Below are 21,772 nucleotides of genomic sequence, written 5' to 3' on the forward strand. Positions count from 1 at the left end.
AAGGCAGCCGCGGCCGATATACGATAGTCGGCCAATTGCTGTCGCGATCATGCCAAGCCCGTCCCTTGCCCGCCCTGCCCCGCCGCCTGCCGAGCCCGTCGCGGCCAGCACCGCCGGCCGCGCCGCGCGGCCGGTGCGCGTGCTGTCGTACGTGGAGTCGCTCACGCCGCACCTGTTCGTGCCCAGCCGGGAGCGCCCCGTGCGCGCCAAGCACCGCGAACTGCGCGCCGACACACAGGTGCGCCCGCACAGCCATCCCTGGGCGCAGGTGGCCATCTCCACCACGGGCGTGCTGCGCCTGACGGTGCCGCGCGGCACCTACATCGTGCCGCCCTCGCGCGCGCTGTGGATCCCCCCGGGCGTGGAGCACGCCGTGACCATGGTGGAAGACGCCGACCTGCGCACGCTGTACTTCTACCAGCCGCCCGGGCGCTGCGGCCCCGCCGTCGCGCGCGCGCAGGAAGAGCCCTGGCGCCAGTGCCGCGTGCTGGAGGTGTCCGAGCTGCTGCGCGCCGTGGTGCGCGAGATGCCCACCGACCCCGACGACGGCGCCCCACCGCCGCCCGAGCTGCTGCACCGCGAGCGCCACCTGAGCGCGCTGATCCTGGACGAGTTGCGCCGTGCCAGCAGCGTGCGCCTGGGCGTGGACCTGCCGCGCGACAAGCGCCTGCGCCACCTGTGCGAGGCGGTGCTGGCCGATCCCACGCGCCACGACACGCTGGCCGACTGGGCGCGCGACACCGGCGCCAGCCCGCGCACGGTGGCGCGCCTCTTTCGCCAGGAGCTGGGCAGCACCTTCACGCAGTGGCGCCAACAGGTGATCCTGGCGCGCGCCGTGGCGCTGGCCGCGGGGCGCAAGCCCATCAACCAGATCGCGGCGGAACTGGGCTACAACAGCCCCAGTGCCTTCAGCGCCATGGTGCGGCGGGCCGTGGGGCTGGCGCCGGGACGCTTCCTGGGGTCGCCGTAGATCTCAAGGCAAATAGGGCTCCAGCGCTTATCCCATAAGCGCAAGCAGCTCTTTTTTCAGGAGCACTACGCAGACAGCATGCCCGTGGCGGCGGCCAGCCGGGCCAGCGTCCAGCCCCGGCCCAGCAGCAGGCGGCGCGTGGCCAGGGCTTCCTGCACCCGCGCATCCACCTGGCGGCCCAGGTAGCGCGGGGTCTTGTGCTGCAGGCAGACATAGCCCTGCGGGTAATCACGCCCCAGGCGCTGCCACAGCGCATGGGCCCCTGTGGACTGGCGCGCGCCGGACACCAGGCACTGCCCGCCGTCCAGCGCCCAGCGGTACACGGCCGTGGCAAGGCCCCGGCGCTGGTAGGCGGGCGCGTAGCGCGAATGCGGCGCGCGCAGGTGGCGGTCGGCGCGGCGGTTCAGTTCGACGAGGCGGTTGAAGACCGTGGTGCCCGCCAGGCACTGGCGCAGCGGGTCTTCGATGTAGACGTACAGCTCGCCATCGGCCACGCGGCTGCGCACAAAAAGGCCGGGGTGCCCCGGCAGCGGCGTGGAGGGCAGGCCATGCAGGGCGTCACCGGGAGAGTGCAGCCGCTGGTGCAGGGCCGAGAGTTCCTGCTCGATCGTGGCGTCGGGCGGGTCCACGTCGATGCGCAGCTCGGCGGGCTGCGCGAGGCGGCGCGCCTGGCGCCGGGAGACATCAAGAAAGGAGGAAAAAACGCCAGAAGCGTCGGGGGCGGGTGGCGGCTTGGGGCACGCCAGCCATGACGACCAGAACGGCGGCAGGGACAGGTACATGGAACTGCGGCAATAACAATGCGGCGCGCATGCTAGGCCACCGCGCGCCTGACGGCCAGCCCCGCCGGCGATACCGCACCCCGCGGGTGCGATACCGTGCCGTTCATGGTGTTTTCGGGCTATAGCCCTTGCAAGAAAAGCGCTGGCAGCTATGAATAACGAAGCACTTCCCCCATAAAGCGCCCACGAAAAAGCGGCCCGAAGGCCGCTTGCTTGCCGGGGGCCAAGCCCCTTGCGCCCCGCTCAGCGCGACAGCGCGCCGGCCGTGGCCGAGTCCAGGCGGCCGGTGACGGGCAGGCCCTGGGACTGCTGGAATTCGCGCAGCGCCTTGGCCGTTTTCGGGCCTGCGGAGCCGTCGGGCGTGCCGACGTTGTAGCCCATGGCGTTCAGGCGCTCCTGCGCCTCGCGCACCGACATGGCTGCGCCCGCCCTGGTTTGCGACGGAGCCGCCCCGCCGTCCACCGACAGCTTGCCGCCGCCGCCCAGGCCCTGGCCCTGCACCGACTGCGCCTTGTAGCTGCGCAGCGCCACAACCATTTGGTTGTAGGCATCCATGAACGCAGCGGTGATCACCTTGCCTTGCGCGGTGTTCTGGTAGCCCCCCAGGCCACCGCCGGCCGAGCCGCCGAACAGGCTGCCGAAGCCGGCAAAGTCGCTCTTGGAGGCGCTGCCTTCAGAGGCCGCCACCTGCACGCCCGAGCGGTTGTCCACCAGGGTCAGCATGGCGCTGGCCTCGCGCGTCTTCAGGCCGCCGCCGACGGCCGCCAGCGCACGGCCGCTGCCGCCGCCGATCAGGCCGCCCAGCACGCCGCCGATGGCGCCTGCGTCGTTGTTCGAGAAGATGATCTCGGGCGACAAGCCGTAGTCGGACGCCACCATCTGGCCCCGGCCAAAGTTGCTGCCGCCGCGCATCTCGCCGGAGCCCATGAGCTGGCGCTCGCGGTCCATGGCGCGCATGCCGGCTGCGCCGCGCTCCACCACGATGAAGCAGTTGGACTGCTGGATCAGCAGGCGCAGCAGGTTGGCCGTGGGGGGCAGCTTGTACTCGTTGCGCAGGATGGTGTACCAGCCGGCGTCCTGGTTCTCGACCAGCGACACGGTGCCCAGGGGCGACTGGCAGCGCTCCAGCTGGCCGCTCTCGTTGGCGGCGCTGCCGCCGGCGGCAGCGCCGGTGGCCACGGTCTTGGACTCGGCGCTGCCCATCCGCATGTTGGTGGTTTCGCAGCCGGTCAGGGCCAGGGCGGCGCAGGCGGCCGCCAGCAGCGTCAGTGGTTTACGGGACATAGCTTTCCTTCCTCTCTCTCTTTTCTTGCATTCCGGGGTGTGTGGACACGTCTCAACCGAGCGGTCTGCGCACCCGGTACAGGACCGGCGTGGCCGACGTGAATGCAAAATCATACCGATTCGGCAGTTTTTGCAACCGATGTTTGCAAGTTGTTTCGTTTTAGTGTGGCGCAGCACCGTCCCCCGGCAAAGGCAATTGGTAGATCCACACCGCATGGCCGGCGAAGGAATCCAGCCGCGCGCTGGGGCACACGCCCGGCACGGCGAACGCCAGACTCACGAGCCAGCTGCCCGGCGCCATCTCCGCGCGGGCCTTCGCGGCCACACGGGCCATGCTCTCGGGCCGCTGGAACACGTACACAAGGTCGTAACCGCCCCAGTCTGCGGCCCAGAGGTCACCGCGCCGCACGCGCGCCCAGGGGCAGCGCAGCCGGCACAGCAACGCCAAAGGTCCGCTCCACTCCAGGCCGTGCAGCCGCGCCTGCGGATAGGCCGCGCGCAGGGCCTTGAGGCCATCGCCCAGGCCGCAGCCGGCGTCCAGCACGGCAGCACCCGCGGGCAGCGGCGCGGCGTCCTGCAGGCCGTGCAGCGCACCCGGCGGGGTGGGAAACAGCGGCGCATCACGCCAGGCGTTGAGCGGATACACCAGCAGCAGCAGCGCCAGCGGCAGCAGCCAGCCCCAGGCCGGTAGCGCCACCGCGCCGCCCAGTGCCGCCGACAAGGGAAAGCCCAGCGCGATCAGGCCGCGGCGCCACCAGCCCTGCGCCAGCAGGCTGCCCGCCACACCCACGGCGCAGGCCAGCCCGAGCGCCGCCAGCGGGGCCACGCTGCCGCGCAAGCCCGCGAACAGCAGCCACGCCGCCGCCCACACCAGCACCGCCGGCAGCGGCCAGGGCAGGACGATGCGCCGCGGCGGCGGCGCGTGCAGATGATGGGGTCGGCGGGGCCGGCGCGGCATGGGCACGGGCCGCAACGATGCGGCGTCAGCCGCCCCGCAGGCGCTCGATGAGGCCGTTGAGCGCCTCCAGCGAGCCAAACTGGATGGCCAGCTCGCCCATCTCCTCAACCCGGCTGCCGCGCTTGACGCGCTTCTTGACGCGCACCTCGACCTCGGCCATGAGCAGGTCGGACAACTCTTCCTCCACGCGCTTGAGGTCGCGCGACTTGTCCTTCTTGGGCTTTTGCGGCGTGAGGGCGAACTCCGCACCCAGCTTCTTGACGAGGCTCTCGGCCTCGCGCACCGACAGCTTCTTCGCCGCGATCTGGTTGCCCGCGGTGATCTGCGCCGCGCGCTCCAGCGACAGCAACGCGCGCGCGTGGCCCATGTCGATGTCGCCGGCCATGAGCATGGTCTGCACCGGCTCGGCCAGGTTCAAAAGGCGCAGCAGGTTGCTCGCCGCGCTGCGCGAGCGCCCCACGGCCTGCGCCGCCTGTTCGTGGGTGAGGCCGAACTCGCGGATCAGGCGCTGCAGGCCCTGGGCCTCTTCCAGCGGGTTGAGGTCTTCGCGCTGGATGTTCTCGATGAGCGCCATGGCCGCGGCCGCCTCGTTGGGCACGTCGCGCACCAGCACCGGCACCTCGGCCAGGCCCGCCAGGCGCGAGGCGCGAAAGCGCCGCTCGCCCGCGATGATTTCGTACAACGGCCCACTGGCGCTGAGGGCACCCATCGCTGCCGAAGCCCCCTGCGATGCACGCTCCTGGCGGCGCTGTTGCGCCTGTTCGTCGTCAAGGCGACGCACAAGGATCGGCTGCATGATGCCCTGGGCCTTGATGGATTCGGCCAGTTCGTACAGCGCGCCCTCGTCCATGCGCGTGCGCGGCTGGTAGATGCCGGGCACGAGACGGTCCAGGGCCAGCGTGCTCACCGGCCCGTCTGCCGCACCCGCTGCGTTGGCGCCGGCGGGCGCCTTGTCGGCCACCTTGGGGCCCAGCAGTGCTTCCAGGCCGCGTCCCAGGCCCTTGGGTTTCTTGGTGACCATGTGTCTTCAGTCCTTGTTCATCAATGCGCGCAGCAGTGCGTGCCCTTCGGGCCAGTCGCCCAGGTCGGAATCGGCGTTGATATGGCCGCGGGGCCCAGAATCCACGAAGCGTGCGCCCCATGCACCGGCCAGCGTCTGCGCACGCTCAAAGCTGCAGTAGGGATCGTCCTGGCTGCCCACCAGCACGGCCGGAAAGGGCAGCACCTGGCGCGCGATGGGCGCCCAGCCGGGGATCTGCGCGGCCAAGTCGGGCCGCTCCACATCGCCCGGCGCCACCAGCAGGGCGCCGCGCACCTTGTGCGCGTGGCGGGTGTGCGCCGCCCACCAAGCGGTGAGGATGCACCCCAGGCTGTGTGCGGCCAGCACCACCTCGCCCGGCGCATCAGCCACGACCTCTTCCAGCCGCGCGGACCAGTCGCCGCGTAATGGACGCATCCAATCGTGCTGCTGCACGCGCTGGTAACCATGCAGCCGCTCCCACTCGGTTTGCCAGTGGCCGGGGCCGGAGTTCTGCCAGCCGGGCAGGAGGAGGATCTGCGAGGGATTCATGCGGCGTTACTATGATTTATATAGCTTATAGCGCTTATCCAATAAGCCTTGGAGTCTATTTTGACCTGTAAGACCTTGGCCAGGCATCACATGCGCTTCACGCGCTCCACCATCTCGCGCGCGAACTCCAGAAAAGCCTGGCTGCCCTTGGCCGCAGGATCGAACACCACGCCGGGCAAACCGTAGCTGGGCGCCTCGGCCAGGCGCACGTTGCGCGGGATCACGGTGTCGAACACCTTGTCGCCGAAGTGGTCCTTGAGCTGCTCGCTGACCTGGCTTTGCAGCGTGATGCGCGGGTCGAACATCACGCGCAGCAGGCCGATGATCTGCAGGTCGGGATTCAGGTTGGCATGCACCTGCTTGATGGTATTCACCAGATCGGTCAGGCCCTCCAGCGCGAAGTACTCGCACTGCATCGGCACGATGACGCCGTGGGCGCTGCACAGGCCGTTCAGCGTGAGCATGGACAGGGAGGGCGGGCAGTCGATGAGCACGAAGTCGTAGTCGGAGTCCACCGCCGCCAGGGCGGCTTTCAGGCGGCGTTCGCGCTGCTCCAGCGGCACCAGTTCCACCTCTGCCCCGGCGAGTTCGCGGTTGGCGCCCAGCACGCGGTAGCCGCACTGCTCCGACAGCACGGCGGCCTCCGGCACCGAGGCCGACTCCAGCAGCACGTCGTACACCGACAGCTCCAGCGCGCGCTTGTCCACGCCCGAGCCCATGGTGGCATTGCCCTGCGGGTCCAGGTCCACGAGCAGCACGCGCTGGCCGATCTTGGCCAGGCCCGCGGCCAGATTGACGGAAGTGGTGGTCTTGCCGACCCCACCCTTTTGGTTGGCAATGCAGAATATCTTGGCCATGCGGGGCAATTCGCTATTACTTGGAAATGGCCAGCTTGACGCCGAAGCCGATGAGGAACACGCCCGCCGTTTTCTCCAGCATGCGCGCCACCGTGGGGTTGGCGCGCATGCGCTCGGCCAGGAAGTGCGTGAGCAGCACCACAACCAGGCTGTACAGGAAGGTGAGCGTGGCGATGGTGGCAGCCATGGCGGCGAAGGTGACCAACCCGCGGTGCGTGGCCGGGTTCACGAACAGCGGGAAGAAGGCCATGTAGAACACGATGGCCTTGGGGTTGAGCAGCGTGATGACCGCCCCCTGGCGGAAGTAGTGGCGCGGCGCGATGTTCAGCACCGGCGCATCCCCCGGCTTGGCGGTGAGCATCTTGTAGCCCATCCAGCCCAGGTAGACGGCGCCCAGCCATTGCACGGCATGGAATGCTGCCGGATACGCTGCCAGCAGGCCCGCCACGCCCGCCACCGCCATCCACATGAGCACCTGGTCGGCGGCGATCACGCCCATGCAGGCGGCCATGCCGGCGCGCACACCGCCCTTGCCGGTGGAAGTGATGAGCGCCAGATTGCCCGGCCCCGGGATGGCGAGGAACAACACGATGGCGGCGACGAATGCGCCGTAGTCTGCAATGCCGAACATGGGAGCGCCTTGCGAAGCGGGAGGGGGCTTGAGTTTACGCGACGGGGCGCAGCCAGAGGATGCAGCGTTCGGCCTGCAGGCCCGGCACAGTGAGTTGTTCCACGTGAAACACGCTTACGTCCGCCGGTAGCGCGGCAATCTCGTCGTGCGGGTGCTTTCCCTTCATGGCCAGCCACACGCCGTGCGGTGCCAGTGCCTGGCGCGACCAGGCGGTGAAGTCCGCCAGCGCGGCAAAGGCGCGGCAACTGACCACATCGAACGGACCGGCCAGCGTTTCCACGCGCGCATGGATGCCATGCAGGTTGGACAGACCGAGGGTGCCCGCCGCCTGCTGGATGAACGCTGCTTTCTTGGCCACGGTGTCCACGCAACTCACATCCACTTCCGGGCAACAAATGGCGAACACCACGCCAGGCAGTCCCCCGCCTGATCCCACATCCAGCAGCCGTGCGCCCGGGCGGGCCGCACTGCCCTGCGCCCTATGCGCGACATGGCGGCGCAGCGGCGGGACGGCAGCCAGGCTGTCCAGCAGGTGGTGCGTGAGCATTTCCTGCGGATCGCGCACCGCCGTGAGGTTGTAGACCTTGTTCCACTTTTGCAGCAGCGCCAGGAAGTCCAATAGCTGTGTGATTTGCGCCTCCGACAGATCCAACCCCAAGGCGTTGGCGCCCTCACGCAGGGTGTGCTCAAGGCTTGTGTTCGACACCACGCTCATGCGACCGTCTCCATCCCATCCGCCGGCTGCGGGGCAAACCCTTTAAAACCGCCCTTCTTCAAGTGGACCATCAGCAGCGAGATCGCCGCCGGTGTCACCCCGGAAATGCGCGACGCCTGGCCCAACGTCTCCGGCCGGTGCTTCTGCAGTTTTTGCCGCACCTCGATCGACAAGGCCGCCACCTGCATGTAATCCAGATCTTCAGGCAGACGCAGCTTCTCGAAGTGCGCGGCGCGCTGCACCTCGTCCCGTTGGCGGTCGATATAGCCCGCGTACTTGGCGGCAATCTCGACCTGCTCGATCACGGGCGCGCTCAGCTCGCCCAACGTTTCACGTGAAACAGCCTCGCTTGCATACTTGCCGCCATCCATGGTCGTCAGTGCGTCATACCCCACGTCCGGACGGCGCAACAGGTCGAAGAGGTTGTATTCATGTTCGATGGCTTTACCCAGCACGCGCTCGGCCTCCACCGTGGGCAGGTTGCGCGGGTTCACCCATGTCGATTTCAAACGCTCTGTTTCACGTGAAACCGCATCGCGCTTGCGGCTAAAAGCGTCCCAGCGCGCATCATCCACCAAACCCATGCGACGCCCCGCATCGGTCAGGCGCATGTCGGCGTTGTCCTCGCGCAGCTGCAGGCGGAACTCGGCGCGGCTGGTGAACATGCGGTAGGGCTCGGTCACGCCCTTGGTGATCAGATCGTCCACCAACACGCCCAGATAGGCCTCGTCGCGCGCGGGCACCCAGGCACCCTCCCCTCGGCATTGCAGCGCGGCGTTGATACCGGCGAACAGGCCCTGCGCCGCCGCCTCCTCGTACCCTGTGGTGCCATTGATCTGGCCGGCGAAGAACAGGCCCTGGATCTGCCGCGTCTCGAAACTGCTCTTGAGCGAACGCGGGTCGAAGTAGTCGTACTCGATGGCGTAGCCCGGCCGCAGGATGTGCGCGTTCTCCAGGCCGCGCATCGAGCGCACCAGGTCGTACTGGATGTCGAACGGCAGGCTGGTGCTGATGCCGTTGGGGTAGAACTCGTGGGTGGTCAGCCCTTCCGGCTCCAGAAAGATCTGATGGCTTTCCTTGTCGGCAAAGCGGTTGATCTTGTCCTCCACGCTGGGGCAATAGCGCGGGCCCACGCCCTCGATCTTGCCGGTGAACATGGGACTGCGGTCAAAGCCGCTGCGGATGATCTCGTGCGTGCGCGCGTTGGTGTGCGTGATCCAGCAGGGCACCTGGCGCGGGTGCATGGCCGCCCCACCGTACGCATGCGCCATGAAGCTGAACACCGGCACAGCACCCTCGTTCACGCCGCCGGGCATGCCGTCGCCGGGCTGCTCCTCACACTGGCTGAAGTCGATGCTGCGCCCGTCGATGCGCGGCGGCGTGCCGGTCTTCAAGCGCCCCTGGGGCAGCTGCAGCTCCTTCAGGCGTGCCGACAGGCTTACGGCCGGCGGATCCCCCGCGCGGCCCGCTGCGTAGTTGTTCAGACCCACGTGGATCTTGCCGTCCAAGAAGGTGCCCGCCGTCAGCACCACCGTGCGACTGCGAAAGCGGATGCCCACCTGCGTGACGGCGCCCACCACGCGGTCGCCCTCCACCATCAGGTCGTCCACCGCCTGCTGGAACAACCACAGGTTGGGCTGGTTCTCCAGCATGCGGCGGATGGCCGCTTTGTAGAGGATGCGGTCGGCCTGCGCGCGCGTGGCGCGCACGGCCGGACCCTTGCTGCTGTTGAGAATGCGGAACTGGATGCCCGCCTCATCGGTCGCCAGCGCCATCGCGCCACCCAGCGCGTCCACCTCCTTCACCAGGTGGCCCTTGCCAATGCCGCCGATGCTGGGGTTGCAGCTCATCTGCCCCAGCGTCTCGATGTTGTGCGTGAGCAGCAGCGTGCGGCTGCCCATGCGTGCGGCGGCCAGCGCGGCCTCGGTGCCGGCATGGCCTCCGCCAACGACGATGACATCGAAATCCTGGGGGTACAACATGGTGGGGTGCTCCGGGCCCGCTGCGGCCCTGTCAAACGGTGAACAAGCCCGGCTTTCACGGCGCCGGTACCGCCCCCACCCTCGCGCCTGCGCTGCCGGCCCGGCGGGGAACCCGTGATTTTCCCATCTTTGCCACCCCGATGCGCAGCGGGGTTTGTTTCACGTGAAACCGCGCAGGAAAAGTGTGTCCAGGCTGTGCTCCAATCCCGCGCATGAAGTTCCTCGTGTTCGCGGGCAGCACCCGCACCCAATCATTCAACCGCCGCCTGGCCGCCGTGGCCGCACACATGGCGCGCGACGCCGGCGCCGAGGTCACGCTGCTGGAGCTGGCCGACTTCGACATCCCCCTCTACAACGCCGACCTGGAGACCGCGGGCACCCCGGCCGACGTGATCCGGCTGAAGGAAGTGCTGGACGCCCACCCCGCCTGGGTGATCTGCTCGCCCGAATACAACGGCAGCTACACCGGCCTGCTCAAGAACACCATCGACTGGGCCTCCAGCCCCGTGGCCGGACACGCGGAATGGAGTGATGGCACTCGCCCGTTCGCGGGCAAGGTGGTGGGGATGCTCAGCGCGTCCAACGGCGCACTGGGCGGCCTGCGGTCGCAAAGCCACCTGGCGCCGCTGCTGCTCAACCTGGAATGCTGGCTGGCGCCGCGCCATTTCGCGCTGCCGCGCGCGGCCAGTGCCTTCGACGCCCAGGGCCAGCTGGTCGACGCAAGCCAAGCCGCCCACGTGCGCGGCGTGGTGGAGCAGGTCCTGTGGGCTGCCGGGCGGCTGCACGGCACCGCGTGACAGAAGCAAAAACCGGTACCAGCGCATATCCAGCAAGCGCTGACAGCTATGAATTAAATAGCGCCATGGATTGCCGCCCCGGCTGCGGCGCCTGCTGCACGGCGCCGTCGATCTCCTCGCCCATTCCCGGCATGCCGCACGGCAAGCCGGCCGGCATGCGCTGCGTGCAACTGGACGACGACGCACGCTGCCGCATCTTCGGCCGGCCCGAGCGCCCCACGGTGTGCGCCTCGCTGCGGCCCAGCCCCGCCATGTGCGGCGACAGCCGCGCGCACGCGATGCGCTGGCTGGCGTTCATGGAACAGGCCACACAGCCGTCCACGCCCCGCTGAGGCCGCCTTGCCCCCAGGCGCAGCGCCGCGGGGAAACGCCCCCACAAAGGCCTTGGCATGGCAGACCCGCGCAGGTCGGCATAGAATGCGCTGCGGAGATTTTCTTCATCACTCTCTTGAAAGGACAAGACCGCATGAAGCTCTACTACTCCCCTGGCGCCTGCTCGCTCTCCCCGCACATCGTGCTGCACGAAACCGGCTTGGCCAACACCTCGGTGCTGGCCAGCACCAAGAGCCACAAGCTGCAGGACGGCACCGACTACTACACCATCAACCCCCTGGGCTACGTGCCGGTACTGGAGCTGGACGACGGCACGCGCCTGCGCGAAGGCCCCGCCATCGTGCAGTACCTGGCCGACCAGGCGCCGCACAAGAACCTCGCCCCCGCCAACGGCACGCTGGCGCGCTACCGTCTGCAGGAGTGGCTGACCTTCATCGGCACCGAGATCCACAAGGGCTTCACCCCCCTGTTCAAGCCCACCACCCCCGCAGACTACAAGTCCCTGGTGCATGAGCAACTGCTCAGCCGCCTCAAGTGGGTGGACGGCGAACTGGCCCACAAGCCCTACCTCATGGGCGAGCACTTCAGCGTGGCCGACGCCTACTTGTTCACAGTGACCAACTGGGCCCCCGCCGTGAACCTGGACATCTCCGCACTGAAGAACCTGGCGGCCTACCGCGAACGCATCGCCGCCCGCCCCGCCGTGCAGGCCGCCATGAAGGCCGAGGGCCTGCTCAAGTAAGGCCCACATGGCCGCGCCCGGCATCTGCGGGGCGCGGCTTGTGCGTGCCGGCGCCTCACCGCAAAAATCCCCCCGCGCGCCGCACGCCCGGCGCCATCCAGGGCCGCCAGCCGGCCCCACCGCCGTACCCCCTCCCTGTTTGACGTAGCACAGAACCCGTGGTTCTGCAGCGCCTGGGTGTACTGCACGCCCTGAGCGATACCGGTAACCTTTGATGCGTGCCGCACCTCCCGCGGTCCGCTTTGCAAGAAGGTACTGAAGTCGCATGACCACTCTGTTCGATCCCATCCAGGCCGGTGACCTGCACCTGGCCAACCGTATCGCCATGGCGCCGCTGACGCGCAACCGCTCGCCCCGGGCCGTGCCGCGCGACATCACCGCCACCTACTACGCCCAGCGCGCCAGCGCCGGCCTGCTGATCACCGAGGGCACGGCCATCACCCACCAGGGCCAGGGCTATGCCGATGTACCAGGGCTGTACGCCACCGAGCAGCTCGATGGCTGGAAGCGCGTCACCGCCGCCGTGCACGCACGCGGCGGCCGCATCGTGACCCAGCTCTGGCATGTAGGTCGCGTATCGCACCGCGCGCTGCAGCCGGGCGGCGCAGCCCCCGTGGCGCCCTCGCCCATCGTGGCCAAATCCAAGACCTATCTGGTCGACCCCGAGACCGGCGCCGGCCGGTTCGAGCCCACCTCCGAGCCGCGGGAGCTCGACGCCAGCGAACTGCCCGGCATCGTGCACGCCTTCGCCGCGGCGGCGCGCAATGCGGTGGAAACGGCAGGCTTTGACGGCGTGGAGATCCATGGCGCCAACGGCTACCTGCTGGACCAGTTCCTCAAGACCGGCGCCAACCAGCGCACGGACGACTACGGCGGCAGCATCGAAAACCGCGCCCGCCTCATGCTGGAGGTAACACGCGCCGTGGCCGATGCCGTAGGCCCGGGTCGGGTGGGCCTGCGCCTGTCGCCCGTCACGCCGGCGAACGACATCGTGGACGCCAACCCGCAGCCGCTCTACGAGTACCTGGCCCGCCAGCTTGCGCCGCTGGGCCTGGCCTATGTGCACGTGATCGAGGGAGCAACGGGCGGTCCGCGCGAGGTGGAAGGACGCCCATTCGACTACGCCGCCTTCAAGGCCGCCTACCGCGAGGCTGGCGGCCGGGGGGCATGGATGGTGAACAACGGCTACGACCGCGACATGGCCCAGGAGGCGCTGGCCAGCGGCCGCGCCGACATCGTGGCCTTTGGCCGCGCGTTCATCTCCAACCCCGACCTGGTGGAGCGCCTGCGGCGGGGCGCCCCGCTCAATGCCTGGGACAAAACCACGTTCTACGGCGGCGGCGAGCACGGCTACATCGACTACCCCGCGCTGGAGCAGGCCCCGGCCTGACGCAGGCGGCCCGCCAAGCATCACGCCCGGCGCCGGGCGTGATGCTTCATGGATGGATATAAAAAAAGGCTCCAGCGCTGATGGGCAAAGCGCTGGCCGCTATCAAAACAAAAGCGGGTACGCCCATGGACCCGCGGGCAGCAGGGAGACATGCATGGAGACACCGGCCGTCCTCGTCCTGGGCGCCGTCGTGGCGGGCTTCGTGCAAGGCCTGTCGGGCTTTGCGTTCAGCATGGTGGCCATGTCGTTCTGGGTCTGGGTGCTGGAGCCACACCTGGCGGCGGCGCTGGCGGTGTTCGGCTCGCTCACCGGCCAGGTGCTGGCTGCGGTGACCATGCGCCGCGGCTTCAATGCCCCCCTGCTGTGGCCGTTCATTCTGGGCGGTCTGGTGGGCGTGCCCGTGGGCGCCAGCCTGCTGCCCCACCTGAACGCCCATTGGTTCAAAGCACGCTGCTGGTGTGCTGGTGCCCCGCCATGCTGATGGCGCGCAGCCTGCCGCGGGTGCGTTGGGGCGGGCGCACGGCCGACGCCGTGGTGGGTCTGTGCGGCGGCGTGATGGGCGGCATTGGCGGCTTCACGGGCGTGCTGCCCACGCTGTGGTGCACGCTGCGCGGCCTGCCCAAGGACACCCAGCGCGCCGTGGTGCAGAACTTCAACCTGGCGATGCTGGCCGTGGCCATGGCCACCTATCTGGCCAAGGGTCTGGTCACGCGCGACATGCTGCCCGCCTTCGGCATCGTGGCTACGGCCGTGCTGGTGCCGGTGCTCCTGGGTACGCGGCTGTATATCGGCATCAGCGAGGTCCGCTTTCGCCAGATCGTGCTGGGCCTGCTCACGCTGTCGGGCGGTGCGCTGCTGGTGGCATCCGTGCCGCGCCTGCTGGCATCGGCATAAAAATCGGCTCCAACGCCCGCCCAGTAAGCGCTAGCAGCTACTTATTAAATAGCAATCTGCTAACTTCCTTGCGCGCCATCACAGGCCGCACAACCAAGGGGCAAAAAAAACGCACCCGAAGGTGCGCAAGGAGGGTTTGTTGAAAACTGGCGGCGGCGCCCGGCCGCCGCGTGCGTCATGCAGCGCTCAAGCGGCGCTCAGGCGCGGCGTGTCGCCGCCCCGCAGCGCGGGGGCCGGCGCGCCGGTGCGCGTGAAGGCCGCGGGCGCGTGGCCGTCGTCGGCCAACTGGAACTGGCTCACCACCTGCGACAGGCGGGCGGCCTGCTCGCGCAGCGACTCGGCCGCCGCGGCGGACTCTTCCACCAGCGCGGCGTTCTGCTGCGTCATGCGGTCGATCTCGCCCACGGAGGCGTTGACCTCGCCGATGCCGTCCGCCTGCTCGGAGGCGGCGGAGTTGATCTCGCCAATGATGTCGGTCACACGCTGCACGCTGGACACGATCTCCTGCATGGCCTTGCCGGCATCTTCCACATGGCGCACACCGCCGTCCACGGCCGTCACGCTGGAGCTGATCAGGCCCTTGATCTCGCTGGCTGCGGCCGCGCTGCGCTGTGCCAGGCTGCGCACCTCGCCCGCCACCACGGCAAAGCCGCGGCCCTGCTCGCCCGCGCGCGCGGCTTCCACGGCCGCGTTCAGCGCGAGGATGTTGGTCTGGAAGGCGATGGAGTCGATCAGGCCGATGATGTCGCCGATCTTGCGGCTGGAGGAGGAGATCTCGTGCATGCTGTTCACCGCCTGCTGCACCACCTGGCCACCGCGCGTGGCGATGCCCGAGGCCGAGGTGACGAGCTGGTTGGCCACCTGCGAGGACGACGCCGTCTGCTGCACCGTGGCGGTGAGCTGCGAGAGCGCGGCCACGGCTTCCTGTGCGTTGCTGGCGGTCTGCTCGGTGCGGGCGGACAGGTCCTGGTTGCCGGTGGCGATCTCCTGGCTGGCCGTGGCGATGTTGCTGCTCGCGTCGCGCACCTGCGCCACCATTGCGCCCAGGCCGTTTTGCATGTCCAGCAGCGCGCGCTGCAGGTCGGCCGCCTCGTCACGGCCTTCCACGTGGATGCGCTGAGACAGGTCGCCCCCGGCGATCGCCTGTGCCATCGCGCGGGCCACTTCCAGCGGGCGGCAGATGGACACCATGTTCAGCAGCGTGAGCGGCACCACCACCACCACAGTGATCAGCACCGCCAGGGCGAACAGCCACTTGGTCTGGTCGGTGACGCGGTCCTGGTGCGCAATGGCGCTGTCCACCTCGGCGGCCAGGCGCTTGTCCAGCGCGGCCACCTTGTCGGTGGCGATGTTGAACTGCTCCACCGCCTTGCCGCTCATGCGGTTGGCGATCGTGGCGGTGTCGTAGCCGCCGGCCTCCAGCTGACGTGCCACGTGCGCAAACTGCTCGCGGTAGGCCACCAGGTGCTTGGCGACGTCCTTCGCCTCGGCCAGGTCCTCGCCCTGCCAGATCTGGCCCAGCGTGGCCGTGACCTTGCCCGCACGGTCCAGCGACGCCAGCCACCGGTCGTGCGCGGCGCGCACCGACTCGGGGCGCTCGTAGTGGATGATCATGTCCTTCTCGTGCTGGCGGATCTCACCCATCTCGCTGCGCAACTGGCCCATCAGCTTCACCGCGGCATGCGGCTGGCTGATGAAGTCCTGGGCCAGCCCGTGGATGCGGAACATGCCCAGCATGCCGGCACCGCCCAGCAGGCCCAACAGGCCCAGTACCACGCCAATGGCGCCGATCATTCGCAGGCGGATCGTGAAGAGCCGCATGAGCGCGTAAATATTCATCACCGTTTCCTTGTCGTGTGCAGCCCCCGGCGGGCCACCCTCCCATGATGTGCGTCACGCAATCCGTCACCCTGTCAGGCGATGGCTTGCGCGTGACTTACGAAGAAGCCGCGCGCCAATATGCAACAAAACGTTGCAGTTTGCCAGAGAAATAAGAATCCTTTTGTCTCGTTTATCCCGCAATCACCCCCGCCAACGCTTGAGCAACAACGCATTCGTCATCACGCTGACCGAACTCAGCGCCATCGCGGCCCCCGCGACCACGGGACTCAGGTAGCCCAGCGCCGCCAGCGGAATACCGGCCACGTTATATGCAAAGGCCCAAAACAGGTTCTGGCGGATCTTGGCCACCGTGCGCCGCGAGATGTCCAGCGCCGCCGCCACCAGCTGCGGGTCCCCGCGCATCAGCGTGATGCCCGCCGCGTGCATGGCCACGTCGGTACCGTTGCCCATGGCCATGCCCACATCGGCCGCGGCCAGCGCGGGCGCGTCATTCACGCCGTCGCCCACCATGGCCACGACATGGCCCTGCGCCTTCAGCGCATTCACCGCCGCCGCCTTGTCGCCCGGCAGCACCTCGGCCATCACCTCGCCGGCCTCCGGCTGCAGGCCCAGGCGGCGGGCCATGGCCTCGGCCGCGCCGCGGTTGTCGCCAGAGATCATCACGCAGCGCACGCCCTGATCGCGCAGTTGCGCCAGTGCCTCGCGTGCGCCAGGCTTGGGCTCATCGCCAAAGGCCAGCAGCGCGCGCAAGACATAGTGCGCCCCCGCGCTCGGCACTATCGTGTCCTCGCTGCCCCCCAGGGGAGTGCTCGCGGCTTCGGGCGGCCGTGCGCCGCTCGGGTCCTGCGCGACCCGCTCGGCCACCGCGGACACGGTGGCGCCTTCGGCCTGCAGCGTGGCCGCACGATCGGCCAGCGGGCCCAGGTCCACGCCCAGCTCCTGCATCCAGCGCAGGCTGCCGACCAGATAGCTGCGCGCTGCCACCTCGCCCTCGGTGCCGCGGCCGGGCACGGCGCGCACTCCGTCGGGCGCAGGAACAGGCAGGCCACGCTCTTGGGCGGCGCTCACCACGGCGCGTGCGAGCGGGTGCTCACTGCCGCTCTGCACCGCGGCCACAGCCGACAGCAGTGCCGCCTCATCCACCCCTGGTTCCACGTGAAACGCCGTCAGGCGCGGGCGGCCCACGGTCAGCGTACCGGTCTTGTCAAAGGCCACGGTCTGCACGCGGTGGGCGGTTTCCAGCGCCTCCGCGTCCTTGATGAGGATGCCGTGCCTGGCCGCCACGCCGGTGCCCGCCATGATGGCCGCCGGCGTCGCCAGCCCCAGCGCACAGGGGCAGGCGATGACCAGCACCGCCACGGCATGGATCAGTGCAGCCTCCACGCCCGCGCCCGCCCACAGCCAGCCCAGCAGCGTGACGATGGCAATCGCCAGCACCACCGGCACGAAGACGGCCGACACCTTGTCCACCAGCCGCTGGATGGGCGCCTTGGCCGCCTGTGCCTCCTCCACCAGGCGGATGATGCGCGCGAGCACCGTCTCGCTCCCCACCGCCGTCACCTGCATCACGATGCGCCCATCGCCATTGATCGAGCCGCCGGTGAGCGCCCCGCCCTCCGGGCCATCGGCGCTGCGCGCCACGGGCAGCGGCTCGCCGGTCAGCATGGATTCGTCCACCTGCGTGTGCCCTTCCACCACCGTGCCGTCCACGGGGATGCGCTCGCCCGGGCGCACCACCAGCCGGTCACCCGCCATCACCTCGGCGATCGGCACGTCCACCTCGCCGTCCCGGCCCAGCAGGTGGGCCACCTCGGGGCGCAGCGCGTGCAGCGCGCGGATGGCGGCCGTGGTCTGGCGCTTGGCACGCGCTTCCAACCACTTGCCCAGCAGCACCAGCGTGATGACCACGGCCGATGCCTCGAAGTACAGGTGCGGCGTATGCCCCGCGCCATGGGTGGATTCGGCCGTGGCCCACAGCCACAGCGACAGGCCGTAGCCCGCGCTGGTGCCGATGGCCACCAGCAGGTCCATGTTGCCCGTGAGCGCCTTGGCGGCATGCCAGCCCGCCTTGTAAAAGCGCGCGCCCAGAATGAACTGCACCGGTGTGGCCAGGATGAACTGCACCCACGCCGGCAGCATCCAGTGCAAGCCGAACAGATCGCCCAGCATGGGCAGCACCAGCGGCGCCGATAGCAGCAACCCCACCGCCACCGGCGTGAAGCCTGCCCAGGGCGACTGCGCGCCCTCCTCACCCGCTTCCTGCTCCTCCACGCTGCGCGGCTCGTAGCCGGCATTGCGCACGGCGCGGCGTGCCAGCGCCTCTATGCCCCCGCCGCTGGCGGCGTCGAACACGATGTGCGCGCGCTCGGTCGCCAGGTTCACCGTGGCGTCCTGCACGCCCGGCACCTTGCGCAGCGCACGTTCCACCCGGCCCACGCAGCTCGCGCAGGTCATGCCGGCAATGCCCAGGTCCAGCGTGCCCGCGGGGGCGTCGCCCGATGCGGCAGGGGAAAGGGAAGCAGAAGTCATGAAAGCCACCTTGGAATCGATACAGGGCGCACCTTAAACCCTGACATGCTGGCAAGGTCAAGCGGTAGGCGCGTGTGTCCCCGCTTGACTTTGACACCATGTCAGGCTTCATGATGCAGCTGTCGGCCACCCGCTGGCCCGCAACCCATCCACCGCCCTTTGATCGAGAGGACCATCATGCAATACACATTTCAAGTCCAGGGAATGACCTGCGGCCACTGCGAACGCGCCGTGGTGCACGCCGTGCGCCAGGTCGACACCGACGCCCTCGTGAAGGTGGACCTGGCCACCGGCCAGGTCATCGTGGAGAGCGACAAGTCGCGCGAGGCGCTGGCCAACGCCATCCAGGAAGAAGGCTACAAGGTCGCCGCATGAGCACCGCGCCGCGGCGCCCCGCCCACCGCGGGCCCAGCGACGGCACCGGGCACGCGACCGCGCTGGACTGGCCCGTGGCCATCGGCACCGCCGCCGAGCGCGCGGGCGTCTCGGCGCGCATGCTGCGCCACTACGAATCGCTGGGCCTGCTGACCGGCGTGGCGCGCACCGACAGCGGCTACCGCCAGTACACCGAGGCCGATGTGCACACCCTGCGCTTCATCCGCCGCGCGCGCGACCTGGGCTTCTCGATGGAGGAGATCGCCACCCTGCTCGGCCTGTGGCAGGACAAGCAGCGCGCCAGCAGCCAGGTCAAACGCATCGCCCAGGCGCACATCGACAACCTGAGCGAGCGCATCGCCGCCATGCAGGCCATGCAGCGGAGCCTTCAGGCGCTGGTGCACTGCTGCCACGGCGACGACCGGCCGGACTGCCCGATCCTGGACGATCTGGCCATGGCCGGCATCCCGAATAGCGGCGCCGCCGACGTCGCTATTTAATTCATAGCTGCCAGCGCTTGTGAACAGGGCGCTGGATGCCTAAAACACCCCAAACCAACCCGCCGGCCGGGCCACAATGGCCGCCTTGACACACCCTGCAGGAGGCATGCCATGGCACACCCTTTCAAGGTGGGCGACCACGTCAGCTGGAACTCCGAGGCCGGCCGCGTCAGCGGGCGCATCACCGCCGTCCACACCCGCGCGCTGCAGTGGAAGGGCTACACCCACCACGCCAGCGCCGAAGAGCCGCAGTACGAGATCCAGAGCGACAAGACCGACCATGTCGCCCTGCACAAAGGCAGCGCGCTGCACCGCCTGGCCCGCTGAGCGGCACACGCCATGGCCGCGCCGCCGCTCTACACCATCGGGCACTCCACGCTGGCGGTGCAGGACTTCATCGCGCTGCTGCAGCGCGAAGGCGTGACACGGGTGATCGACGTGCGCGCCATCCCGCGCTCGCTGCGCCAGCCGCAATTCCACGAGGACCGGCTGCCCGGCGCGCTGGCCGCGCAGGGCATCGCCTACACCCACATGCCGGCGCTGGGCGGGCGCCGCCCTCTGCAGCGCGGCGTGCCGCCCACCACCAACGGCTACTGGGACAACCGCAGCTTCCACAACTACGCCGACTACGCGCTGCAGCCCGCCTTTCGCGCCGCGCTGGCCGCGCTGCGCACGGCCGCGGCACGCGAGCCCTGCGCCATCATGTGCGCCGAGGCCGTGTGGTGGCGCTGCCACCGCCGCATCATCACCGACCACGTGCTGGCCGCCGGCGGCGCGGTGCGCCACATCCTGGGCGCGCGCACCGAGAGTGCGACACTCACCCCGGCCGCGCAGGTCCACCCGGACGGTACGGTCACCTATCCACCTCCAACCACCGTATCTGCCCCATGACCCACCGCGAAGTCTTCATCGTCAGCACCGCCCGCACCGCCATCGGCACCTTCGGCGGCAGCCTGAAGGACGTGCCCAACACCCAGCTCGCCACCACCGCCGTGAAGGCCGCCATCGCGCGCGCCGGCATCGCGCCCGATGCCGTGGGCCACGTGGTCATGGGCAACGTGATCCCCACCGACACCAAGGACGCGTACCTGAGCCGCGTGGCGGCGATTGACGCTGGCTGCCCCATCGAGACGCCTGCCTTCAACGTCAACCGCCTGTGCGGCTCGGGCCTGCAGGCCATCGTCAGCGCGGCGCAGGCCATTGGCTATGGCGACTGCGACGTGGCCGTGGGCGGTGGCTCGGAATCCATGAGCCGCGGCCCCTACTTCGACCAGGGCGCGCGCTGGGGCCAGCGCATGGGCGACAGCAAGAGCATCGACTACATGCTCGGCATCCTGCACGACCCCTGGCAGAAGATGCACATGGGCATCACCGCCGAGAACGTGGCCGAGCGCTACCAAATTTCGCGCGAGATGCAGGACCAGCTCGCCCTGGCCAGCCAGCAGCGCGCCGCCGCCGCCATCGCCGCGGGTTACTTCCAGGAGCAGATCGTCCCGGTCGAAATCGCCACGCGCAAGGGCACCGTGCTGTTCCAGGAAGACGAGCATGTGCGCGCCGCCACCACGCTGGACGTGCTGGCCGGCATGAAGCCGGCGTTCAAGAAGGAAGGCGGCACGGTCACGGCCGGCAACGCCTCGGGCATCAACGACGGTGCCTCCGCCGTGGTGCTGGTGGCGGGCGACCGCCTGCAGGCGCTGAACGTGAAGCCCCTGGCGCGCCTGGTGGGCTATGCGCACGCTGGCGTGGACCCGGCCTACATGGGCATCGGCCCCGTGCCCGCCACACAGAAGGTGCTGCAGCGCACCGGCCTGAAGGTGCAGGACATGGACGTGATCGAGGCCAACGAGGCCTTCGCCGCCCAGGCCTGCGCCGTGGTGCAGGAGCTGGGCCTTCAGCCTTCCAAGGTCAACCCCAACGGCTCGGGCATTTCGCTGGGCCACCCCGTGGGTGCCACGGGCGCCATCATCACCACCAAGGCGATTGCCGAGCTGCACCGCACGGGCGGGCGCTACGCGCTGGTGACCATGTGCATCGGCGGCGGCCAGGGCATCGCGGCGATCTTCGAACGGGTTTGAGTCGTTCTGGCCTTCAGCGCTTGTCCATCAAGCGCTGCTAGCTCCTGATTGAGTAGAAACCAAACGATCCAACACCTTCCTCACGGCCGATCAGAACGCCGTCTGCACCTCTTGGAGCGGGCCAATGAACCAGCGGGTGCCCACCCACCAGCCACCCGGCGGGACCGGGTGGCTTTTTTTATGCCGCGGCTTCCGGCTTGTAGAACACCTCCACGCTGCCCTTGAGGGTGATGAGCAGCGGCCGGCCCTTGCGGTCCAGGGTCTTGCCGGCGGGCACCTTGATCCAGCCCTCGCTCACGCAGTACTCCTCCACGTCGACACGCTCCTTGCCGTTGAAGCGGATGCCGATGTCCGCCGCCTGCTGGAACACCGCCGCCACATGGTGCGGGCTGCGCGGGTCGATGGCCAGGCGGTCGGGCAAGGGGAGCAGGGCGGAGTCGGTCACAGGGAAAGGTCTCGGAAAGCAGTAAAGGGCCTGCATTGTCCCGCAATCCCGGGGCGGCTGTGGCCTGTATCGCGGTGCCACGGCTCCATCGCTCCTGAAAA

General features: G+C 69.0%; 22 protein-coding genes and 1 pseudogene. 11 read left to right on the forward strand and 12 right to left on the reverse strand.

What is annotated here, in order from left to right:
* The first annotated feature begins 49 nt into the window (after nt 1-49).
* Nucleotides 50-970, forward strand: a complete 921-nt coding sequence (locus tag I3K84_RS12940; protein WP_231403324.1) for a helix-turn-helix domain-containing protein — start codon at nt 50-52, stop codon at nt 968-970.
* 65 nt (nt 971-1,035) lie between these two features.
* Here I3K84_RS12940 and I3K84_RS12945 read toward each other — a convergent pair whose 3' ends face one another.
* The 9 genes from I3K84_RS12945 to mnmG form a co-directional block, all read right to left on the reverse strand.
* Nucleotides 1,036-1,752, reverse strand: a complete 717-nt coding sequence (locus I3K84_RS12945) for an N-acetyltransferase (RefSeq protein WP_231403325.1) — start codon at nt 1,750-1,752, stop codon at nt 1,036-1,038.
* A 243-nt stretch (nt 1,753-1,995) separates the two neighbouring features.
* Nucleotides 1,996-3,036, reverse strand: coding sequence for a peptidoglycan-binding domain-containing protein (locus tag I3K84_RS12950; RefSeq protein ID WP_196994696.1), 1,041 nt, complete (start codon nt 3,034-3,036; stop codon nt 1,996-1,998).
* Between the two features lie 160 nt (nt 3,037-3,196).
* Complete coding sequence (locus tag I3K84_RS12955) at nt 3,197-3,994, reverse strand: trans-aconitate 2-methyltransferase (RefSeq protein ID WP_196994697.1); 798 nt, start codon at nt 3,992-3,994, stop codon at nt 3,197-3,199.
* Nucleotides 3,995-4,019: 25 nt separating this feature from the next.
* Nucleotides 4,020-5,015 (reverse strand): ParB/RepB/Spo0J family partition protein, encoded by a 996-nt coding sequence (locus I3K84_RS12960; protein WP_011803503.1) that lies wholly within the window; start codon nt 5,013-5,015, stop codon nt 4,020-4,022.
* Nucleotides 5,016-5,021: 6 nt separating this feature from the next.
* On the reverse strand, nt 5,022-5,564 hold the full coding sequence (locus tag I3K84_RS12965) for an alpha/beta hydrolase (protein WP_088887981.1): 543 nt from the start codon (nt 5,562-5,564) through the stop codon (nt 5,022-5,024).
* Nucleotides 5,565-5,650: 86 nt separating this feature from the next.
* A complete protein-coding gene (locus I3K84_RS12970; protein ID WP_011803501.1) occupies nt 5,651-6,421 on the reverse strand; it encodes a ParA family protein in 771 nt (256 codons plus the stop codon).
* Between the two features lie 16 nt (nt 6,422-6,437).
* Nucleotides 6,438-7,052 carry a LysE family transporter gene (locus tag I3K84_RS12975; RefSeq protein ID WP_172204982.1) on the reverse strand — a complete coding sequence of 205 codons (615 nt, stop codon included), beginning with the start codon at nt 7,050-7,052 and terminating at the stop codon, nt 6,438-6,440.
* Between the two features lie 34 nt (nt 7,053-7,086).
* A complete protein-coding gene (gene rsmG, locus I3K84_RS12980) occupies nt 7,087-7,767 on the reverse strand; it encodes a 16S rRNA (guanine(527)-N(7))-methyltransferase RsmG (RefSeq protein ID WP_196994698.1) in 681 nt (226 codons plus the stop codon).
* The gene (gene mnmG, locus I3K84_RS12985) at nt 7,764-9,749 is read right to left on the reverse strand and encodes a tRNA uridine-5-carboxymethylaminomethyl(34) synthesis enzyme MnmG (RefSeq protein WP_196994699.1); all 1,986 of its coding nucleotides are present in this window, start codon (nt 9,747-9,749) and stop codon (nt 7,764-7,766) included. Before mnmG ends, rsmG begins: the two co-directional genes overlap by 4 nt.
* Before the next feature lie 212 nt (nt 9,750-9,961).
* Here mnmG and I3K84_RS12990 point away from each other — a divergent pair, with 212 nt between their 5' ends.
* From I3K84_RS12990 to I3K84_RS13010, 5 genes and pseudogenes are all read left to right on the forward strand, one after another.
* Nucleotides 9,962-10,546: an NADPH-dependent FMN reductase gene (locus I3K84_RS12990; RefSeq protein ID WP_012655161.1), complete on the forward strand. Its 585-nt coding sequence runs from the start codon at nt 9,962-9,964 to the stop codon at nt 10,544-10,546.
* A 65-nt stretch (nt 10,547-10,611) separates the two neighbouring features.
* Nucleotides 10,612-10,878, forward strand: a complete 267-nt coding sequence (locus tag I3K84_RS12995; protein ID WP_041835834.1) for a YkgJ family cysteine cluster protein — start codon at nt 10,612-10,614, stop codon at nt 10,876-10,878.
* A 134-nt stretch (nt 10,879-11,012) separates the two neighbouring features.
* Complete coding sequence (gene gstA / locus I3K84_RS13000) at nt 11,013-11,621, forward strand: glutathione transferase GstA (protein ID WP_172204970.1); 609 nt, start codon at nt 11,013-11,015, stop codon at nt 11,619-11,621.
* 265 nt (nt 11,622-11,886) lie between these two features.
* The gene (locus tag I3K84_RS13005) at nt 11,887-13,011 is read left to right on the forward strand and encodes an alkene reductase (RefSeq protein WP_196994700.1); all 1,125 of its coding nucleotides are present in this window, start codon (nt 11,887-11,889) and stop codon (nt 13,009-13,011) included.
* Nucleotides 13,012-13,165: 154 nt separating this feature from the next.
* Nucleotides 13,166-13,905, forward strand: a pseudogene (locus I3K84_RS13010) (sulfite exporter TauE/SafE family protein).
* A gap of 186 nt (nt 13,906-14,091) precedes the next feature.
* On the opposite strand, the gene I3K84_RS13015 reads toward I3K84_RS13010, so the two are convergent.
* Nucleotides 14,092-15,744, reverse strand: a complete 1,653-nt coding sequence (locus I3K84_RS13015) for a methyl-accepting chemotaxis protein (RefSeq protein WP_196994701.1) — start codon at nt 15,742-15,744, stop codon at nt 14,092-14,094.
* A 183-nt stretch (nt 15,745-15,927) separates the two neighbouring features.
* Complete coding sequence (locus I3K84_RS13020) at nt 15,928-18,276, reverse strand: cation-translocating P-type ATPase (RefSeq protein ID WP_196994702.1); 2,349 nt, start codon at nt 18,274-18,276, stop codon at nt 15,928-15,930.
* A 177-nt stretch (nt 18,277-18,453) separates the two neighbouring features.
* On the opposite strand from I3K84_RS13020, the gene I3K84_RS13025 reads away from it, so the two are divergent.
* From I3K84_RS13025 to I3K84_RS13045, 5 genes are all read left to right on the forward strand, one after another.
* Entirely contained in the window at nt 18,454-18,651 is a 198-nt protein-coding gene (locus I3K84_RS13025) for a heavy-metal-associated domain-containing protein (RefSeq protein WP_012655153.1), read from the forward strand.
* The gene (gene cueR, locus I3K84_RS13030) at nt 18,648-19,151 is read left to right on the forward strand and encodes a Cu(I)-responsive transcriptional regulator (RefSeq protein ID WP_304511167.1); all 504 of its coding nucleotides are present in this window, start codon (nt 18,648-18,650) and stop codon (nt 19,149-19,151) included. Before I3K84_RS13025 ends, cueR begins: the two co-directional genes overlap by 4 nt.
* A 111-nt stretch (nt 19,152-19,262) precedes the next feature.
* Entirely contained in the window at nt 19,263-19,478 is a 216-nt protein-coding gene (locus I3K84_RS13035) for a DUF2945 domain-containing protein (protein ID WP_011803488.1), read from the forward strand.
* A 12-nt stretch (nt 19,479-19,490) separates the two neighbouring features.
* Nucleotides 19,491-20,042, forward strand: coding sequence for a DUF488 family protein (locus tag I3K84_RS13040; protein ID WP_047350749.1), 552 nt, complete (start codon nt 19,491-19,493; stop codon nt 20,040-20,042).
* Entirely contained in the window at nt 20,039-21,226 is a 1,188-nt protein-coding gene (locus I3K84_RS13045; RefSeq protein ID WP_196994703.1) for an acetyl-CoA C-acyltransferase family protein, read from the forward strand. The genes I3K84_RS13040 and I3K84_RS13045 overlap by 4 nt, the downstream gene beginning before the upstream one ends.
* Nucleotides 21,227-21,404: 178 nt before the next feature.
* Here I3K84_RS13045 and I3K84_RS13050 read toward each other — a convergent pair whose 3' ends face one another.
* A complete protein-coding gene (locus tag I3K84_RS13050; RefSeq protein ID WP_012655148.1) occupies nt 21,405-21,707 on the reverse strand; it encodes a DUF3297 family protein in 303 nt (100 codons plus the stop codon).
* Between the last annotated feature and the right edge of the window lie 65 nt (nt 21,708-21,772).

The organism is Diaphorobacter sp. JS3051 (assembly GCF_015832135.1).
Taxonomy (GTDB): Bacteria; Pseudomonadota; Gammaproteobacteria; order Burkholderiales; family Burkholderiaceae_C; genus Diaphorobacter; species Diaphorobacter nitroreducens.

What these genes read in the sequence shown, in the direction of transcription:
- mnmG (WP_196994699.1), bottom strand. Translation starts at nt 9,749, where the DNA reads ATGTTGTACCCCCAGGATTTCGATGTCATCGTCGTTGGCGGAGGCCAT.
- I3K84_RS13020 (WP_196994702.1), bottom strand. Translation starts at nt 18,276, where the DNA reads ATGACTTCTGCTTCCCTTTCCCCTGCCGCATCGGGCGACGCCCCCGCG.
- I3K84_RS13015 (WP_196994701.1), bottom strand. Translation starts at nt 15,744, where the DNA reads ATGAATATTTACGCGCTCATGCGGCTCTTCACGATCCGCCTGCGAATG.
- I3K84_RS12995 (WP_041835834.1), top strand. Translation starts at nt 10,612, where the DNA reads ATGGATTGCCGCCCCGGCTGCGGCGCCTGCTGCACGGCGCCGTCGATC.
- I3K84_RS12960 (WP_011803503.1), bottom strand. Translation starts at nt 5,015, where the DNA reads ATGGTCACCAAGAAACCCAAGGGCCTGGGACGCGGCCTGGAAGCACTG.
- cueR (WP_304511167.1), top strand. Translation starts at nt 18,648, where the DNA reads ATGAGCACCGCGCCGCGGCGCCCCGCCCACCGCGGGCCCAGCGACGGC.
- I3K84_RS13035 (WP_011803488.1), top strand. Translation starts at nt 19,263, where the DNA reads ATGGCACACCCTTTCAAGGTGGGCGACCACGTCAGCTGGAACTCCGAG.
- I3K84_RS12975 (WP_172204982.1), bottom strand. Translation starts at nt 7,052, where the DNA reads ATGTTCGGCATTGCAGACTACGGCGCATTCGTCGCCGCCATCGTGTTG.
- I3K84_RS13045 (WP_196994703.1), top strand. Translation starts at nt 20,039, where the DNA reads ATGACCCACCGCGAAGTCTTCATCGTCAGCACCGCCCGCACCGCCATC.
- I3K84_RS13040 (WP_047350749.1), top strand. Translation starts at nt 19,491, where the DNA reads ATGGCCGCGCCGCCGCTCTACACCATCGGGCACTCCACGCTGGCGGTG.
- I3K84_RS13005 (WP_196994700.1), top strand. Translation starts at nt 11,887, where the DNA reads ATGACCACTCTGTTCGATCCCATCCAGGCCGGTGACCTGCACCTGGCC.
- I3K84_RS13025 (WP_012655153.1), top strand. Translation starts at nt 18,454, where the DNA reads ATGCAATACACATTTCAAGTCCAGGGAATGACCTGCGGCCACTGCGAA.
- I3K84_RS12950 (WP_196994696.1), bottom strand. Translation starts at nt 3,036, where the DNA reads ATGTCCCGTAAACCACTGACGCTGCTGGCGGCCGCCTGCGCCGCCCTG.
- I3K84_RS13050 (WP_012655148.1), bottom strand. Translation starts at nt 21,707, where the DNA reads ATGCAGGCCCTTTACTGCTTTCCGAGACCTTTCCCTGTGACCGACTCC.
- I3K84_RS12970 (WP_011803501.1), bottom strand. Translation starts at nt 6,421, where the DNA reads ATGGCCAAGATATTCTGCATTGCCAACCAAAAGGGTGGGGTCGGCAAG.
- I3K84_RS12945 (WP_231403325.1), bottom strand. Translation starts at nt 1,752, where the DNA reads ATGTACCTGTCCCTGCCGCCGTTCTGGTCGTCATGGCTGGCGTGCCCC.
- I3K84_RS12965 (WP_088887981.1), bottom strand. Translation starts at nt 5,564, where the DNA reads ATGAATCCCTCGCAGATCCTCCTCCTGCCCGGCTGGCAGAACTCCGGC.
- I3K84_RS12990 (WP_012655161.1), top strand. Translation starts at nt 9,962, where the DNA reads ATGAAGTTCCTCGTGTTCGCGGGCAGCACCCGCACCCAATCATTCAAC.
- rsmG (WP_196994698.1), bottom strand. Translation starts at nt 7,767, where the DNA reads ATGAGCGTGGTGTCGAACACAAGCCTTGAGCACACCCTGCGTGAGGGC.
- gstA (WP_172204970.1), top strand. Translation starts at nt 11,013, where the DNA reads ATGAAGCTCTACTACTCCCCTGGCGCCTGCTCGCTCTCCCCGCACATC.
- I3K84_RS12940 (WP_231403324.1), top strand. Translation starts at nt 50, where the DNA reads ATGCCAAGCCCGTCCCTTGCCCGCCCTGCCCCGCCGCCTGCCGAGCCC.
- I3K84_RS12955 (WP_196994697.1), bottom strand. Translation starts at nt 3,994, where the DNA reads ATGCCGCGCCGGCCCCGCCGACCCCATCATCTGCACGCGCCGCCGCCG.